The organism is Paenibacillus sp. Negev47 (assembly GCF_058313655.1).
This window is the reverse complement of the sequence record NZ_CM177754.1, coordinates 3,148,503-3,164,664: the sequence shown is the minus strand read 5'-3', so window position 1 is coordinate 3,164,664 and position 16,162 is coordinate 3,148,503. Positions and strand designations below refer to the sequence as shown.

Genomic DNA, 16,162 nt, shown 5'->3' with positions numbered 1-16,162 from the left:
ATTGACTCTTTCAGCAATGATATCGATTGACGTTTTTCTTTAAGGAGGTGATCGCTTTGGAAGACCAACTGTCCACATTGTATCGAAAGATTCAGCAAGGAAAGCTCAGCGATCAGCAGGCAGCGGAGGAGCTGCAAAGGCTGTTGTCCGAATCTGGAGAACAGGAGTCGAGCTTGAAAGAGACGCTCCATGAAGAGAGAGAGGACGATATCAACGAAAAAGCCATTCGTTATGTCAAAAAAACATTGTCCTCTAGCCTTATGCTGCCGGAACGGCAGATCGACGCACATGCGCCTCTGGAGAACTATGGCATTGATTCCGTGATGGTGATGAAACTGACGGATCAATTGGAACAGCAATTTGGTCCGCTGTCCAAGACATTGTTCTATGAATACCAAAATATAGCGGAGCTTGCCGAGTATTTCATGAGCCATCACCGGGAACGACTGGAGCAACTCACAGGGGGGCAGGCGAAAAGCAATTCAGACGTACAATTCCGTACTTCTGAGCTTGATTCCAGCACAATTCGGAAGTCTGAAAGTCTGAATTCGTTCAATAAGCGGCAGCCGTCTGTTGGCTCGAGGAGAAAAATTCCAGCAGCGACAAGCGAAGGCGGAGAATCGATCAGCAAAGAACATGACCATAGCAAATCGCTGGACATTGCCATCATTGGCATGTCTGGACGATATCCGAAGTCTAGTAATCTGGAGCAGTTCTGGGAGAACCTGAAACTTGGGAAAGACTGCATCACCGAAATACCGGAAGATCGATGGGATTATCGGATTCATACCGAGATGAATGGCAGGAAAGGAAAACATTCTGGAAAATGGGGCGGATTTTTGGATGGAGTGGATCGTTTTGATCCACTCTTTTTTCAGATTTCTCCGAAGGAAGCTGAACGAATTGATCCACAGGAGCGACTGTTTCTCGAATGTGTGTACGAGACGCTTCAGGATGCGGGATATACCCGTGAACAGGCCGCAGGTCCAGATGCCCCCCCGGATCAGATGGGGAATGTCGGTGTGTTCGCAGGAGTCATGTATCAGGAGTATCAGCTGTATGGCGCTGAAGCCAGGATTGCGGGTAGAGAGCCATTTGCATTAAACGGTAATCCGGCTTCCATTGCCAATCGTGTCTCGTACTTTTGTAATTTTCATGGGCCCAGCATGGTGATAGATACTATGTGTTCCTCGTCACTCACGGCCATTCATCTGGCCTGTCAGAGTCTGCGTAAAAAAGAATGCCTAACCGCAATCGCCGGAGGTGTCAATGTATCTGTTCACCCCAATAAATATGTGATGTTAACACAGGGGCAATTCCTGTCTTCGAAAGGTCGCTGCGAAAGCTTCGGTGAAGGCGGTGACGGTTACGTCCCCGGAGAAGGTGTAGGGGCTGTGATGCTCAAACCTTTAAGCCGTGCCATAGCCGACGGCGATCATATCTATGGCGTCATTAAAGGAACTGCCGTTAACCACGGCGGCAAAACGAACGGTTATACGGTTCCCAATCCCGCCAGACAGGCGGAGGTTATTGAAACAGCTGTCGCAGAGGCAGGAATCGACATTGCGGACATCAGCTATATCGAAGCTCATGGGACAGGCACCTCGCTGGGAGATCCCATCGAAATTACAGGGTTAACCCAGGCATTTAGGAAAGGAAGAGCAACGGACAGCAAATGTGCCATTGGCTCAGCCAAATCGAATATTGGTCATTGCGAAAGTGCAGCAGGCATTGCAGGCCTGACCAAGGTCCTTTTGCAGATGCAGCATCGGCAGCTGGTTCCTTCCATTCATGCGGACCCGCCTAACCCACACATTCAGTTCGACAAGACGCCTTTTACAGTACAGAAGCAATTAAGTGACTGGGACAGAATAACGATAGATTCAGGAGACTCTACACGGGAAGTCCCGCGGATTGCGGGAATTTCCTCATTTGGTGCCGGGGGTTCCAATGCCCATATCATTGTGCAGGAGTATTGTCCCGAGCAGTCAGATATGTTGCTGGCTGAGCAGGATAAACCAGCTAAACAGCAGGCACTTATCGTTTTGTCGGCCCGGAATGAAGAGCAGCTTCGTGAATTGTGTGAACGCATGTTAACGGCTCTGCGATCCAATCGATATCAAGAGGAACAATTGGCGAACATCGCTTACACGCTGCAAACCGGACGTGAGATGATGAACATGCGCCTTGGCATCGTGACAGGTTCGCTACAGGAACTAAGGTCGAAACTGGAAAGCTACTGTTCGGGGGATCAGGATATGGACGACATGTATGTGGGATATGCAGGTGATGCACAACAGCCGCTATCCATACTGTCAACCGATGCAGACATGAGCCATACCTTAATGAACTGGATTACCAAACGCAAGTTCGGAAAATTGCTGGAGTTTTGGGTGAAAGGCCTAAATGTGGACTGGAACTTACTCCATAACGGATTCAGGCACTGCAAGATCAGCCTGCCTACGTATCCATTTGCCAAAGAACGGTATTGGGTACCTGGTGAACCTTCTGTGGAGTTCAAAATGAATGGGGATTCTTCCCATAACGGATACTCCGGTCATATTCCATTTATTCATCCACTGCTTCATGAGAATAAGTCCAACTTGTCGGAGCAAAAATACGTGACGGTTCTGACCGGCCAGGAATTTTACCTGAATGATCATCGAATCGGACAAGAGCGGATTCTACCCGGTGCGGCCTACCTTGAAATGGCGCACGCTGCAGTCAGCGATGCTTTAGGCGAACAACAAGGAGAGAATGTCGCTGTTACCCTGAAAAACCATGTGTGGATGCGTCCTCTTATTGTCAGGGAGACTCCGGTGCCTCTACATATTCGGTTACATGCCTCATTGGAGGATCAGCCTATTCAATATGAAATGTATAGTGAGATATCTGCGGATGGATCGGGCGAAAATAGGGTGCACAGCAGCGGTTATGCCAGCATCGTTTCACTGGAACCCGAGCTTGTCGCAGCCATGGCGATTGATCCGGCCGAGATAAAGGCACGCTGCAACACCAGACGATTTACTGCGGATCAATGCTACCAAATTTACAAACAAGGTGGTCTCAACTATGGACTCGCCCATCGGATGTTGGTTGAGTTACACGTGGGAGCAGGCGAGGTGTTAGGACAGATTCGTCTGCCTTCTATTCTGAAGCATGAAATGCAATCCTATGTACTGCATCCCGCCATCCTGGACGGGGCTTTGCAATCCGCTATCGGGCTGTGGATGGAGGACAATGAGGGCAAAGAGCTGGAAAACGCAAATTCCATGCTGCCCATTCCATATGCCATGGATGAACTTCAAGTTCTGGGCTCCTTCACTGAAGAAATGTGGGTTCATGTGCGTTACAGCTCTGATTCCGTTTTAACCGCTGCGGATGCCATGCCTAAACTGGATATTGATCTGTTCTCCAGTACAGGGGTTCCATGTGTTCTTATTCAAGGACTAAGTTGCAGAGCCTTGAACAACGGTACAGTCCCGGGGGCTGAACCGTATGGGCGGGCAACGGCCATGTTGGTACCTCGTTGGGAAGGAACCGCCGACGCCCGAAATGAGTGGGGCCATCCGTATGACAGGCATATCGTAATGCTAGCTGAACCTTGGGCCGAACTGGCGGAGGAAATAAAGGAAAGACTGAAGCGAGAGCAAATACCAACCGAGATCGTAGCGCTTGGATTTGACAAGATTGCTGATATTGACAACGTTGGCGCAAGCTCCAAACGTTTTACGTACGCTTCAACCCAGGTACTCCACGTACTTCAACAACTGGTGAGCAGTCCATCCAACGCTGAGAATGTGCTTATTCAGCTGCTGTACAGCCGTGAAGATCATTTTCAGCTGTATAGCGGATTAACAGGGTTGCTGCGAACGGCGGCACTGGAAAATCCCCGGATTCACGTTCAGTTCATTGAAGATATGGAAGAGGGATATTCAGAATCGAAGAGCTGGCCTCGAGAACCACGTAATACCAAGCGTGCTGTCGAACTAATCAAGCTCAATCGGGAGTCTGAGGATGTATGTATCGGCTACCAAGGCACACAACGACAAGTGCTTCACTGGAAAGCCCTCCATCTGCCTGCTGAGACGGATGTCATGCCTTGGAAGAATGGCGGGGTGTACCTTATTACAGGAGGTGCAGGTGGTCTGGGCCATATTTTTGCCCGTGAGATTGCCTCTAAGGTCGTCAACGCAACGCTGATTTTGACAGGTAGATCAGACATATCAGCGAATCAGGAGCAAGCGTGGGAACCCTTGAAAACAAATGGTACCACGATCATCTATCGCCAAGGGGATATATCCGAGGAAAAAGATACATTGGAGCTTGTTGCTTATATTCAGCATAGCTTCGGCCGTCTGGATGGAATCATCCATAGCGCAGGTTTAACGGGAGATCAGTATATCTTGAACAAAACGAAAGCCGAAATGGAGAAGGTGCTGGCTCCGAAAGTTGCTGGCACCTTTCATCTGGATGAAGCAACACGGGCGATGAAGCTGGACTTTTTTATCCTGTTCTCCTCCATGTCGGGTGTATATGGAAATCCGGGCCAATGCGATTACGCTGCAGCCAACGCGTATATGGGCAGCTATGCACAGTATCGTCATCAATTAATGCTGGCCGGAAAACGGCAAGGAAGGACCCTGGCCATCCACTGGCCATTATGGAAAGATGGCGGCATGCATTTAAGCCCTTTCGAAGAGAAGGGCTTATGGGAAAATACGGGAATGCGTCCACTAGCTCTTGAAGCAGGTATTACGATACTCTACAGAGCTTTTCAGTCCACAGAATGTGAAATCATTGGGGTACAAGGAGACATTCCGAAGCTGATTTCCAGCCTGGAGACACGTTGGAATATGAACCGTGCAACGCGGGATACCCCATTCGTTTCAGAAGCAGGTGCCATGTCTGTGTTGCAAGAATTGGCTGCGGAACTGCTTGGTGTTGGGCCAGATGAGATTAGCCGCGAAGCGGATTGGCTTGAATGCGGGCTGGACCAGCCTCAATTAACGCTCTTGGCCCAAAGGTTGAACGAGCGATGTGGGTTGGATCTGAGTCATGTTCTATTCGTGGAATATCCAACGCTGCAATCTGCTTCGGCATTTCTGAGCCAGCGATACCCGAACGCTTTCCCATCAGCACCGTTAGTTCCTGAGGGCGAACTATTACCGCGTTCAAGTCAAACCAGCCTGCCAACGGATCGTTCGACGAAGCACGCGCAGACCACAGCAGCAGACAATATACTGGCGGAAGAATTGGATACTTTTCTGAAAAAGGCCTTATCCGCGGTACTCAAAGTGCCCGCAGATCAAATTGTAAGCCACGCTCGACTGGAAGAGTATGGTATAGACTCGATTAGCATTACTCAATTGACGGATCAGCTCGAGGGTACTTTCGGGCCGTTGTCCAAAACACTGCTTTTTGAATATCAGACCCTCAAAGAGTTGAGAGGGTATCTGATCAAGGCCCACCGCGATACCGTCAATCGCCTGATTTCCGTTCCTACGCTGCCATATGAAGAACGTAACGAACGTTCGGTTAAAACTGCTCAATCGGGGCTGCCGCACCCTCCATTTCGTGCATTTCAGCGTCCAGCTCAGCGCCCCTCGGGGCCAGCAGATGTTCATGTGCACTCACTTGCCAAGGATATCGCCATTATTGGGCTGTCTGGGCGTTATCCCGAGGCAGACGACCTGGAACAATTTTGGGAAAACTTGATGAAGGGCAGGGATAGTGTTACTGAAATCCCGTTGGATCGTTGGGATTACAGGCTACATATGCACCATACGGACCCTAACTCACCGAAGCCTGGCAGCAAGTGGGGAGGCTTCCTCCAGGGCGTGGATCGTTTTGATCCCTTGTTTTTCCATATCTCGCCCAGAGAAGCGCAGATGATGGATCCGCAGGAGCGGCTGTTCCTGGAAACGGCGTATGAAGCGATTGAGGATGCAGGGTATACACCGGAGGGTTTGGCTTCTGCAACCGGAGATACTTGGGGAAACAGGGTTGGCGTGTACGTCGGAGTCATGTACGAGGAATACCAGCTGTACGCCGCCCAGGCTCAGGCCAAGGGAGATTCCTCCATCGCTTTAAGTGGCAATCCGGCATCCATCGCCAACCGAATATCGTATTATTGCAATTTTAATGGGCCGAGCATGGCTGTTGATACGATGTGTTCCTCTTCCTTGACTGCGATTCATCTGGCCTGCCAGAGTCTTGTATTGAAGGAATGCGAGGTGGCGGTGGCGGGTGGTGTCAACGTATCGATTCATCCAAACAAGTATATTTTACTGAACCAAGGTGGCTTCCTTTCAAGCGAAGGCCGATGCAAAAGCTTTGGTGCACAAGGGGACGGCTATGTTCCTGGAGAGGGTGTCGGAGCAGTCATTCTCAAGCCGCTCAACAAGGCAATCGAAGACGGAGACCATATCTACGGGGTTATTAAAGGCAGTGCACTGAATCACGGCGGAAAAACGAATGGATATACCGTGCCCAATCCGGCAGCGCAGTCATGTGTCATAGGGAGAGCCATTGCTGAGGCGGACATCTCCGCCGATACCATTACCTATGTGGAGGCTCACGGTACAGGCACATCGCTTGGAGATCCGATTGAGGTTGCCGGCCTAAGCAAAGCGTTTGCGGAGTCCACGGACCAGCAGCAGTTTTGCGCTCTCGGGTCGGTAAAATCCAACATCGGCCACGCCGAAAGCGCGGCGGGTATTGCCGGACTGACCAAAATTTTGCTTCAGCTGAAACATGGGCAACTGGTGCCCTCTCTGCATTCAGACCCGGCCAATCCGCATATCGACTTTGCGCATACCCCGTTTCGTGTACAGCGGGACGCTGAAGCGTGGAAGCCGTTGCAGCGGATGGAAAACGGCAAGCGGGTCCAGATACCGCGCAGGGCGGGCTTGTCTTCATTTGGTGCGGGTGGTTCCAATGCCCACCTGATCATTGAGGAAGCAGATTACCGTCCACATGAGGGGGTGACCTTCAACGAAGCAACAAGAGGAGGATCTGTCATCATTGTGCTCTCGGCGCGAACCCGATCCGCTCTCAGGGAACGAGCTAGACGTTTGCTCACTGCTGTGGATGAGAAGCATCTCACCGCTGGAGCAGAGGAAGAACCGGAACGTTTGCTGGAGCGCTTGGCATTTACGCTTCAGACCGGAAGACAGGAGATGGAAGAGCGCCTCGGATTCGTAGTGCGATCCGTTCAGGAGTTGAAGGAACGGCTTCAACTTTTCCTGGGAAATGAGAACATGAACGAGGCGGTAGACGGAATATACCTTGGAAATGTCAAATCCTATCAGGCTGTGCAGGCAGCAATTGCCATGGATGAGCATTTTGGCGAAGTGGTGAACCGTTGGTTAAATGAAGGACTTTACGGAAAAGTGCTGGATTTGTGGGTGAAAGGCATCAAAGCAGACTGGAGTGTTCTATATTCCACAGGACAGCCTCGTCGAGTTAGTCTGCCTGGCTATCCGTTTGAGCGTGAGCGCTGCTGGTTTGAATTGCCGGAGGAAGTCGTAATCCCTGAACATGTGGATGACCTCAACTCTGCTGTATCTGCTGGAATTCAAAAAGCAGCACCGGAGCGCCAAATGACTAGTTATCACAAAGACTGGCAGCTTGCGGACATTGCATCCATCTCTGATGAAAGCAACCCTGTTGGAAAGATTCTGATCCTTGCCAATCGGGATTCAGCAGCCCTTGCTGCGAGATTAACAGAACATTTTAAACATACGGTGGTTTTGAATGAAGAACAGTTGGATGATCCGGGACGCCATTGGCTCCAAGATGAGGAACGTTTGAAGCATGGACTGACAGGTTTGATTGATCTGACAGCATGCATGAGGCAAACCACTGTTGATGATACCTGCGAAGAACAGATCCGACCGGGATGGTTGCAGCTTGTGCAAGACATCATAGAAGTCCATGGTCATGAGGGGATGCTGCTGCTATTGGTGACCTGTGGCTTGGAGTCGTTCCGCAATTCGAAAGTGAATCTGGCCCACGCCTCTCGTGCGGGTCTGTTTCGCATGCTGCAAGCCGAATACCGAAGCATCCAATCCAGACATCTGGATGTCGATCCGTCGGCATCGGAAGAAGCAACGATCGAATGCATTACAACAGAGTTCCGGCAAACAGATCGGGAACCGGAGATATGCTACCGTGATGGTAAACGCTGGCGTTCCTATATGCGTGAGATGCCTTTTGGGGCGGGTATGAACAAAGATGTTACGGAATCTGAATTTTCAATCGATCCGGAACGGCCTTTTCTGGAAGCCAATCAGGTGTTGTGGATTACCGGAGGTACCCGCGGCCTTGGAATGGCATGTGCCCGCCATTTTGTGAAGCACCACAACGTGAAGCGGCTGTTGCTGACTGGACGGGAAGCCATTCCACAGCGGGAGGAATGGGACGCATATACGAGCCATGACACTGCGATGGGCGCCAAAATCAGATCCCTGTTGGAACTCGAACAACTGGGGGCCGAGGTGCTTGTTACGGATATCCCTCTTACGAACGAGAACGCCATTCAGGCAGAACTGGCCAGAGTTAAGCGCTCAATGGGGCCTGTTGGAGGGGTTATTCATTGTGCTGGCAACGTGGATACTGCCAATCCGGCTTTTATTCGCAAGCAGGCGGATGCCGTGCAGCGGGTGCTTGATCCAAAAACAAGCGGGGTACATGCGTTGTTTCATGCGTTCAGGCATGAGCCATTGCGCTTCTTTGTGCTGTTTTCCTCCGTATCCTCAGCGATGCCTTCGCTGGGTGCAGGGCAGAGCGACTATGCGATGGCTAACGCCTATATGGACTATTTCGCCGCAGCCGCAGCCCGGGAAAAAGCCATCTCTTCATTCCCGGTCATCAGCATACAGTGGCCAAGCTGGCAGGAATCCGGCTTTGGTGCGGTCACTGGCGAGGCATATCGCCAGAGTGGCCTTCTCAGCATCACCGATGCGGAAGCAATGTTATGGCTGGATCGGATTATTCGGGAAAACAGGGGACCTGTTATTCTGCCAGCTGTAGTTGCATCGGAACCTGTTCTCAAGAGAGAACAACAAGCGGAGCAACAGGCAGAGGCATCGTTAAGTGAAGCACAGCAGGTATTCATCCCGTTAATTCCGCGCCCGGTGGAGCGGATGACCGCAAGCTTCACGGAGGAGCTTGAGAACAGGACACTGGAGTGGCTCAAGGCTTTGATGGCGAAAGAACTGAGATTGGATGAATCCCGGCTGGATGAAGATACTCCTTTTCAGCACTACGGAATGGATTCGATCCTGCTTGTCCAGGTTCTGACGGTCATGGACCGAGAGCTGCAGCATGTTGCTACAGACCCTTCGCTGCTGCTTGAACATCCAACACTGCGCCAATTAGCAAAACATCTGGTTCGAGTCTATCCCGAATCTTTGGCTGACCTGTTGATGGCACCCAACTCCAAGTTGGCGAAAAATTCGACTGGAACACCTTCCGATGTTCGTTCAATGACTTACACTCCTGTGCAACATGCTAAAGCAGATATGGAGGGTCGCACCGGACTGAACGAACTGAATGATCCTGTGGATGAAGCACAAGGAAAACCAGTGGAGCTGGAACAAACCAAGAAACGGGATAAAATCGCGATTGTTGGCGTCGCCTGTCATTTTCCTGATGCCGAGAATCCGGCGCAATTCTGGTCCAATCTGCAAAAGGGTAAAGATAGCATGACCGAGCTCCCGGCGGAACGCTTGAGGTTGACAGGCAGCAGCACCAATAGGACTTCCGCTTCCAGCAAGCGCATTGGGGCATTCATTCGGGACATTGAACAATTTGATCCCGAATTTTTCCGAATTACGGATACGCTGGCAGAACAGCTCGATCCGCTCCAGCGCCAACTGCTGGAAGTGAGCGTGGAGGCCGCCGCAGACGCAGGATACAGCCGGGAACGTTTGTGGAATTCGCAGACCGGCGTATTTGTTGGCTCCAGAGCGAGCAACTTTTCGTCCAAGCTGGGCGGCAGCACCAAAGATACAATCGTTGGCATCGGCCAAAACTTTATCGCTGCACATCTGTCCCATTTTTATAATCTGAAAGGTCCCAACATGGTGGTGGATACCGCTTGTTCCAGTTCACTTACCGCAGTTCATCTTGCTGTACGAAGTCTGCTAGATGGGGAATGCGATCTCGCTTTTGCGGGCGGTGTGGACATTCTGCTTGATGATGCGCCCTACGAGATGCTTGGAGCTGCCAGCGTATTATCCCCGGATTCTCGTTGCAAAACGTTCAGTGCGGACGCAAACGGCATCGGGCTGGGTGAAGGTTGCGGCGTTGTATTACTTAAACCGCTGTCAACAGCCATCGCCGATCAGGACGAGATCTATGGAGTCATCGATGGTACTTCCATCAATAACGATGGTCAAACGATGGGCATTACCACACCTAACCCGGAAGCCCAGCAGGAATTACTGGAAAAAGCGATTTCAAATGCAGGCATTCATCCTTCCACCATAAGCTATATCGAGACACATGGAACAGGGACACTAATCGGTGATCCCATCGAACTTAAGGCTTTGACAGGTGTTTTTGCAAAATATACAAATCAGCGCCAGTTTTGCGGCGTAGGCAGTGTCAAAAGCAATATTGGGCATCTGCTGAGCGCATCGGGCATTGCCAGCCTGATCAAGGTGCTGCTCTCGCTTGCTCACCGCGAGCTTCCGCCGACGATTCACTGCGACCAGCCCAATCCGCGGTTCCAGTTCGGGGAATCTCCTTTTTATATCGTGCAGCAGCACCAGCCGTGGGGAAGTGGTCCAAGCGACATACTGCGGGCAGGTATTAGTGCATTCGGACTTGGAGGCAACAACGCACACGTCATTGTCAGCAATGAAGGCATTCCTGTCGAACGCATGGTGAGCCTGCCGCTTCGTTTCCCTGATTCACCTTTTCAACGCAAGTATTGCTGGCCACCCGTCAAGACAATGGAACCGGTGGAGGCATCGTCCATTGTTTCAGCTGCATCGTCGATGCAAAAACTATCGGAGCATTCGAGCTTTTTTGATTTCATCAAGCTATGAGAAGGGAGTGACGCGGATCATGACATTGCCTGCAACCGAATCATTTTTACAGCGATTGCGCCACAGCGACTATTTCGTGAGAGATCATCGTGTTCACGGCGTCTGCACCCTTCCGGGTGTGGTGCTGCTGGATATGGTGTACCGACTGAGCGGAAGCCATCTGCGTACAACCTCCATTGAACTTCGGGATATCGTGTTTACACAGCCGATTGTCACTTCGACGGAATTTGATGTGGATATCATGCTGACACTTTCCATGAAGATGGATGAGGGTCAGGTCACCATCCATAGCCGCAAAGTACCTAAAGACGGTGAGCCGTCTTCATCTAATGTGCTGAATATGGAATGCAAGCTGTATTTGCTCAGCGGGAAGGGAGCTGTACAACCTGTACAGGATAAACACCCGCTGCCTTCCAAAGACACAGACGGGCTTCAGACGTGGGATATGGATCAGATCTATCAGCTCGCCCGACAGGCGGATATACAGCATTTTTCCTTTATGAAAAACCAAGGAGATGTCTACAGACAAGATCAAATGGAGTGGATGGATATCCGGCTGAGCAGCCTGGCCGAGCAGTTTCTGGACAAGTTCCACGCTCATGTGGCCCTGTTGGACGGGGCGACCTTTGCCGGGTCGTCCTTCCGCCTGGGGAATGTCGGCGGGCTGGATGCAGAAGTCCCGCCATACATTCCGTTCATGATTGAACGATTTGTTATATACGACCGTTTTCCAGCTGAGATTCGCACGTTTACCGAGCAAACACCAAGTGATCTTTCCGGTGGGGATATCATCTCCCGCAGCATTGCTGTTACAGATCAAGAGGGCAGATTGCTTGCGGAGTTTGTACATTTGAAGGCAAAAAGAGTTCGCCATGCCACATCCATTACCGGACTGACAAACACGATGACAACTGGACACAACGACAAGCCAGCTTCTGAAACGGCAATAGCTGAAAGTTCCGAATGGGCAAAGACAACTGTAATGTCTGCGGGCTCCCAAGATCAGATCCGAACCACGATTTCGGCTTATGTGAAAGCTGAAATCGCACGCATGCTGCACATTTTACCTGAGGCAGTGGATGAGCGGACAGGCTTCTATGAGCAGGGACTAGATTCCATGCATTTGCTTGAGCTGGTGAAACGGCTGGAAAACCGGGTGAACATGGCGCTTTATCCAACGCTGCTGTTTGAGCACTCTTCCGTGCAGGCATTGACCGAATACCTGCATACACATTGTTCCGACGCCTGGAATGAGGCAGCAGCGGTGTCGGAAAGTGTGAACTTGAATACGCTTCCGTCCCAAAGAAGTCATTCGACTGATGAACAACCTGCAACGCATTCGGAAATACCAGCAGCAAGAGAAATCGAAAAAAATGGAGAGCCTGTGTGTTATGAGCCTAAATGGATTGAAACCCGGGATATCCATGCGGCTGAATCTGCCCGACACACGATAGCGGATGGAAAAGAGCTTCAGTCCGAACACACCCCGTACCGGATAGTTGTTCTCTATGGCGACTATCCGGCTCTTGCTGCCAAGATGGAGCTTCAGCCTGATATATCCGAGGTTCATCAATTGCCTGATCACTCGTCCATGGACGCTGATCTGTACCGCCAGAAGGTAAGCGCGTTATACGGAATGATCCAGGCAAAAGCAATTCACCCGAATGCGGGCAGACGAATCGTTCTTCAAGTGCTGTCGGATTCCCGTGACACGGGAGGATACATTCACGGATTTGAAGGGCTGGTAAAGACGGCCGCGATGGAGCTTCCAGCCTTAGGGGCTCAATTAATCAGAATGGATCTGCATGAAAGCTCCATGGATGAGACGTTGATTCGTCGACTTCGACTCGAAGCCGAAAACATCTCGTCAGGGTCCGCTGTCTGCATATGGTACAAAGGAGACTCCCTTCAGCGGCATGTTCGCAAGCTGGTGGAGATACCTGTTCCAGGGGTCTCTACGGAAAAGTCCTATAAACCTGGCGGAGTCTACCTTATTACCGGCGGCATGGGCGGGCTGGGGTATGCGCTGGCCGTTCATCTTTCCCGCCGATGCAAATGCAAGCTGGTTCTTGTCGGGCGTTCTCCGCTGAATGAAAACATTCAGAGCAAACTGAATCCGCTGCGCATCAACGGTGCAGAAGCCATGTATATTCAGGCCGATACAACCGTTCAGGCCGAGCTGGAGCAGGCTGTACTGCAGATTCGGGATCAGTATGGCGGAATCACGGGGGTATTTCACTGTGCAGGAACTGCCAAAGACCAGTTGATTCTCCAAAAGCCTTTGTCCGACCTGGAACAGGTGTTGAAGCCCAAAATGGATGGACTCTGGAATCTGGAGCAGGCCTTAAATGGTCTTAGGCCAGAGTTCACGGTTGCGTTTTCCTCCCTGTCAGCCATTGTAGGCAACAAAGGGCAGGCCGATTATGCTGTGGCCAACAGCTGCATGGACAGACTTTTGTTGAATCATCAGGAGAGAGGTGGAACACAAGGGGCAATTCCACGCCAGTTTACGATTAACTGGCCGCTATGGGCAGATGGCGGTATGCAAGTGAATGATCACATTCGCAGCAGCATGTATATGTCCTCGGGTTCAATGCCGCTGCCACTGGCTGAGGGGATGGAGCTTGTCGATCGGATTATTGCTCAGAATGTTTCGCAGGTCGTTCTTGTATACGGCAACAAATCCCGGATTCAGTCCGCTATGGGAGACGACATGGCCATTCATTTGCCGCCGCCATCTGATCCGGAAGATATTGCTGTCATTGGCATGGCGGGAAGGTATCCCTCAGCAAACAACATGGACGAATTGGCCCGGATTTTGAAAGAGGGACGGGATTGTATCACGCCCATGCCGGATGAACGCTGGACGGAGCTACATCTTCCGTATTCCGCTTCTGAATATTACCCGGCTGGCGGATTTCTGGACATGATCGATGACTTTGACTCGGCCTTCTTCCAAATTTCGCCGCTTCAAGCCGAGAGGATGGACCCACAGGCACGTCTGTTCTTGCAGGCGGCCTGGACAGCCTGTGAGGATGCTGGCTTTGCTATTGAACGTGACAAGCATCTTGATGCATCAGCAGCCAAGCGGAATGTCGGTGTATTTGCTGGCGTGTTCTGGAACCATTATGAACTGCTTGGCGCAGCCATGACGCAGCAAGGCACTCCTACGGCCATGGGCAGCAACGCTTCAGCCATCGCCAATCTGGTTTCTTACCACCTGAATTTCCATGGTCCATCCATCGCTGTAGATAGCATGTGCTCATCCTCATTGACAGCGATACATTTGGCCTGCGAGAGCATTCGACATGGACAGAGCCAGTATGCCATAGCAGGAGGTGTGAATCTGGTCACCCATCCCCATAAGTATGTATTCCTGAAACAGGCCAAGTTTCTATCATCGGACGGAAAATGTCGCAGCTTTGGCAAGGATGGGGACGGCTATGTACCAAGTGAAGGTGTAGGCGCTGTCCTGCTCACAACGGTGGCTGAAGCTCGCAAGCAAGGTTATCCGGTCTATGGTGTCATTAAGGGCTCGGCTCTGAATCATGCTGGCAAAACGTCCGGAACGACGGTGCCAGATCCAGTGGCCCAATCGGAAGTCATCGCAGATGCACTCGCGGCAGCAGACGTTGAGCCAGGAACCATCGGATATATCGAAGCCCACGGAACCGGAACGTCACTGGGTGATCCCATTGAAATTCAGGGGCTGGAGCGAGCCTTTCGAAACAGCCGCAATCCGGGCCGAAACTGTGCTGTCGGTTCCCTGAAGTCCAACATTGGACATCTGGAGGCAGCAGCAGGCGTCGCCGGGCTAACCAAGCTTATCCTTCAAATCAAGCACAGGGAGTTGTTTCCTTCGCTGCATGCTGAGGAGCTGAACCCGCTGATTCCGTTTGAGAACACCTGCTTCCACGTGCAGCGGACGACCCAGCGCTGGGAGCGCCGTCATGGACAACAAAATGGGCGCTACGCGGAGTGGCCTATTCGTGCCGGGTTGAGCTCTTTTGGCGCAAGCGGAAGCAATGCACACCTGATCGTGGAGGAATATATTCCAGTTACAGCCTCATGGACAGATCGTTCTGCATTAGATGCGGATTCCAATGGAGGGGAAGCTTCAGAGAATGGTGAAGTGGTTCTTCCGATCTCGGCCAGAACACAGGAAAGATTGATCGAATACGCTCGCCAGGTTCGTCTTTATTTGGAGAACGGTGGTCTGTCTGAGCGCCTAATAGACATCGCCTACACGTTTCAGGTTGGAAGAACGGACATGAAATACAGGGTTGCTTGGACGGGCAGCAGCCACAGTGAACTGGTGGAACAGATCGATCAGTACCTGAAAGGCCAGTCATCATTACAACAACATTTCAGTGAAACACCTTATGAAATGCTTTCGGTGAAAGAACGTCCTTTGTTGGAGAGGCCTCATCAATGGGCTGCATTGTGGGAGCAGGGACAGGCGATAGACTGGACGGCCTTGTATGATGATCTTCAGAAGAAGCCGACTATTGTTCGTGTACCAACGTATCCTTTTGCCAGAAATCGTTACTGGATTCAGGCTGAAGATCAATCACTTGCAGAGACAAAGAAGGAAAAGGGCTTGCAATTGAACCACGCGGAAACATCCTCTTCTGGAGTTGAAGGCGCGGACATCGTTCAGCATATAAATGAAGCATCCAACCCTGTTACGGGATCTGTAATGACGCCTTCGTTTCAGGAAAATCAGGGGGAAGAACAGGCTCTATCCTTATTATCCCAAACGGTGTCTTCCCTGTTGAAAGTCAATATCTACGATCTGGACAGTGATTCGGAATGGGCAGAATACGGTTTCGATTCCATTCTGTTCACAGAGCTTGCGGATCGGTTGAACCGCGACCATGGATTGGGTTTGACACCCGCCATCTTTTTTGAGCATGCCACTATTCGCGAGTTGGCAGTTCATTTGCTGCAAAATCATACCGATAAGTGGACACAGCTTTTTGCCGCCAGAACGGCCCCTCAACCCGAATCGCTAAATGCTGTTTCACATAAACCGCTGCAAACTTCATTGCATTCAACTGCTTCAGAAGAGGATAAACACGCATCGGCCCGTTCCAATGCAG

General features: G+C 51.1%; 1 protein-coding gene and 1 pseudogene. Both read left to right on the top strand.

The window, feature by feature from the left end; all coding sequences use genetic code 11:
- The first annotated feature begins 56 nt into the window (after positions 1-56).
- Positions 57-11,060, top strand: a complete 11,004-nt coding sequence (locus tag AC4G47_RS14370; RefSeq protein WP_491106475.1) for an SDR family NAD(P)-dependent oxidoreductase — start codon at positions 57-59, stop codon at positions 11,058-11,060.
- A 19-nt stretch (positions 11,061-11,079) separates the two neighbouring features.
- Positions 11,080-15,990, top strand: a pseudogene (locus tag AC4G47_RS14365) (SDR family NAD(P)-dependent oxidoreductase); the annotation flags it as partial.
- Positions 15,991-16,162 lie beyond the last annotated feature (172 nt).